The organism is Flavobacterium sp. (genome assembly GCF_039930565.1).
Classification (GTDB): domain Bacteria; phylum Bacteroidota; class Bacteroidia; order Flavobacteriales; family Flavobacteriaceae; genus Flavobacterium.
The window spans coordinates 1-3,099 of sequence record NZ_JBDTTP010000147.1; the positions used below are offsets into that span (position 1 = coordinate 1).

General features: G+C 32.5%; 4 protein-coding genes and 1 pseudogene. All 5 read left to right on the forward strand.

The window, feature by feature from the left end; genetic code table 11:
• The first annotated feature begins 59 nt into the window (after nt 1–59).
• A complete protein-coding gene (locus ABI657_RS19100) occupies nt 60–527 on the forward strand; it encodes a low molecular weight protein-tyrosine-phosphatase (RefSeq protein WP_348098860.1) in 468 nt (155 codons plus the stop codon).
• Nucleotides 528–594: 67 nt separating this feature from the next.
• Entirely contained in the window at nt 595–1,308 is a 714-nt protein-coding gene (locus ABI657_RS19105) for an SAM-dependent methyltransferase (protein ID WP_348098861.1), read from the forward strand.
• 21 nt (nt 1,309–1,329) lie between these two features.
• Nucleotides 1,330–1,737: a hypothetical protein gene (locus ABI657_RS19110; protein ID WP_348098862.1), complete on the forward strand. Its 408-nt coding sequence runs from the start codon at nt 1,330–1,332 to the stop codon at nt 1,735–1,737.
• Between the two features lie 55 nt (nt 1,738–1,792).
• Nucleotides 1,793–2,920 carry a methionine aminotransferase gene (locus tag ABI657_RS19115; RefSeq protein ID WP_348098863.1) on the forward strand — a complete coding sequence of 376 codons (1,128 nt, stop codon included), beginning with the start codon at nt 1,793–1,795 and terminating at the stop codon, nt 2,918–2,920.
• A 73-nt stretch (nt 2,921–2,993) separates the two neighbouring features.
• Nucleotides 2,994–3,099 (forward strand): annotated as a pseudogene (locus tag ABI657_RS19120) (short-chain dehydrogenase); the annotation flags it as partial.

Sequence of the window (3,099 nt, forward strand, 5' to 3'; positions counted from 1 at the left end):
AACAATTCAAGAAATTTGTCGAAGACATCAACAAAAAATTAACGCTATAAACGCGCATCATGCCAGTAAAAATTTTAATGGTTTGTTTGGGAAATATCTGCAGATCGCCTTTAGCTGAAGGTATTTTAGCATCAAAATTACCAAAAGACAATTTCATTGTTGATTCCGCAGGAACAGGCTCCTGGCATGTAGGTCACGCACCTGATAAGCGCTCTATAGCTATTGCCCAACTGAATGGTTTATGTATCGACAATCAAAAAGGGCGTCAATTCAAAACTTCTGATTTTAATGAATTCGATTATATCTATGTAATGGACAATTCTAATTATGGCAATGTAATTGATTTGGCTCAAAATGAAGAGCATAGAAATAAAGTGCATCTTATTCTAAATGAATTGTTTCCTGGCGAAAATGTAGATGTACCGGATCCTTATTTTGGTATGACCAACGGATTTGAAACTGTATATCAAATGTTAGATGAAGTTACAGATATCATTGCAAAAAAACTTATCGGAAAACATTCTTAGACTGATATTTCTCTCATTTATTTGCGTACTATTTATTGATTCGCTTTACAAACTATAAAACTTCCCCATGAAACTTTTAGGAAAATTATATTTAATTCCAACAACCATGGGTGAAAGCGATCCGATGGATGTTTTACCTCAAACCGTAAAAAGAAGCATTGATTTTATAGATTATTATATTGTTGAAAATGAAAAAACAGCCAGAAAATCAATAAAAGCAGTTTCTCCTGAGAAAAAACAATCCGAACTTATTCTTTTTACCTTGAATAAGAGAACCGAACCAAAAGAATATTTGGACTTCATCAAACCTTTATTAGAAGGAAAAAATGTTGGATTAATGAGTGAAGCCGGCTGTCCCGGAGTTGCAGATCCCGGTGCTGTAATTGTAAAACTAGCACATGAAAAAGGAATTCAGGTTGTGCCTTTGGTTGGACCTTCGTCTATTTTATTAGCCATGATGGCTTCCGGAATGAACGGACAGAGTTTTACTTTCAACGGATATTTACCAATTGATAAAGACGAGAAGAAATCGGCATTAAAGTATTTTGAAAAATTATCTCAGGATAAAAATCAGTCTCAACTTTTTATAGAGACACCTTACAGAAACAACAAATTGGTAGAGGATATTTTACAGATTCTCAATCCTGCTACACATCTTTGCATTGCTACTGATATTACCTTACCTACAGAATTCATTAAAACAATGCGTGTTGCTGACTGGAAAAAATTAAAAGTGGATTTACATAATCGACCTACGATTTTTATTATTCATAAAATGTAATCTAACTTAAACCCATAATATATGAAAAAGTTTCTGATTTTGTATTTTATATGTTTATCACAAAATGTATTTTGTCAAACTAAGAATAACAAAACCACTATTCCTAATGACGAAAATCAAGTTTATAACACTGCTGGAATAGAAGTTGTTCCCGAATTTTCTGGCGGAATGAATGAATTTTATAAATTCATCGCTAAAAATTATAATGTTCCAAAGAAAAAGCCTGCTTTTGTGAAAGGGAAAGTGTATACTACTTTTATTATTGAAAAAGATGGATCATTAAATGAGATAAAGATATTAAGAGATATAGGTTTTGGCACAGGTGCTGAAGCCATTCGGGTTTTAAATCTATGTCCAAAATGGAGTTCAGGTAAATTAAAGGGAAATGCGGTAAGAGTGCTTTATGCACTTCCTATACAGGTCAATTAATATTTATTTGAATATTTCATTCATTTCACAAGTTTTTCCCAAATCAAACTTCCTAATGAGTAAACTTCCTAATGTAGGCACAAGCATCTTTACGGTAATGTCAAAAATGGCAACTGAACATAATGCTATCAATCTTTCGCAGGGATTTCCAAATTTCCCTGTTGATGAAAGATTGACAGATATTATAGCTCGATTATCTAAAGAAAATGTGCATCAATATACACCAATGGCCGGTTATCCGCCTTTGATGAATCAGATTGCAAAGTTAATTCAGAGTTCTTATAAAAGAAAGATAAATCCTGATGTAGAACTTTTAGTTACAGCAGGCGCAACTCAGGGAATTTTCACTACTATTTTAGCTCTAGTAAAAACATACGACGAAGTAATTATTCTCGATCCTAGTTATGATTCTTATGAATCTCCTGTTTTATTATGTAATGCTAAACCTGTTCGGGTTAAATTAAATGATGATCATACACCAAATTGGGAAACCATTCAAAAAGCGTGTTCGGAAAAAACCCGGATGATTATCATCAATAATCCGCATAATCCGACTGGGAAAATCCTAACTCAAAATGATTTTTTAGAATTAGAAAAACTGCTTTCAAAATTTCCAAATATAATTATGTTATCTGATGAAGTTTATGAATACATCACTTTTGAAGAAAAACATATTTCGGCACATACAAAAGATTTTCTTTTAAACCGTTGCGTTATGGTTTCCTCCTTCGGAAAATCATTTCATATTACAGGCTGGAAAATCGGCTATACAGTAGCTCCGGAATATCTGATGAAAGAAATTAAAAAGGTGCATCAGTTTTTGGTTTTTAGTGTCAATAGTATTTCTCAGGCTGTCATCAGTGAATATTTAGATATTGTTGATGTAAATTTGCTTGGAAAATTCTATCAGGAAAAAAGGGACTATTTTAAAAAACTCCTTCAAAACAGCCGATTTGAATTAAAGCCCTGCGAAGGAACTTATTTTCAGGTTGCTTCCTATGCCAATATTTCAGGCGATGAAGATGTTACTTTTTGCAAAAAACTAATCACTGATCATGGGGTTGCCGCTATTCCAATATCAACCTTTTATTCTAATCATAAAAACCAGCAATTAATACGCTTTTGTTTTGCTAAAGACAACTATACTCTTGAATCCGCAGCAAAAAAATTATGCCAAATATAATTTTTTTCTGAAAATTATAACAATATTATGCGTGCATCCTATTTAAATTAATTAATTTTGCAAAAAGAAAAGTATGAGCTATACAGATAAAATGTTACGGGACGATGCTTTAAAAGGTAAAGTTATTGTAGTTACAGGCGGCGGAAGTGGTTTAGGAAAAGCAATGACTAAATATTTTT

Coding starts and splice junctions, on each gene's coding strand:
- ABI657_RS19105 (WP_348098861.1), top strand. CDS start 595: ATGAAACTTTTAGGAAAATTATATTTAATTCCAACAACCATGGGTGAA.
- ABI657_RS19100 (WP_348098860.1), top strand. CDS start 60: ATGCCAGTAAAAATTTTAATGGTTTGTTTGGGAAATATCTGCAGATCG.
- ABI657_RS19110 (WP_348098862.1), top strand. CDS start 1,330: ATGAAAAAGTTTCTGATTTTGTATTTTATATGTTTATCACAAAATGTA.
- ABI657_RS19115 (WP_348098863.1), top strand. CDS start 1,793: ATGAGTAAACTTCCTAATGTAGGCACAAGCATCTTTACGGTAATGTCA.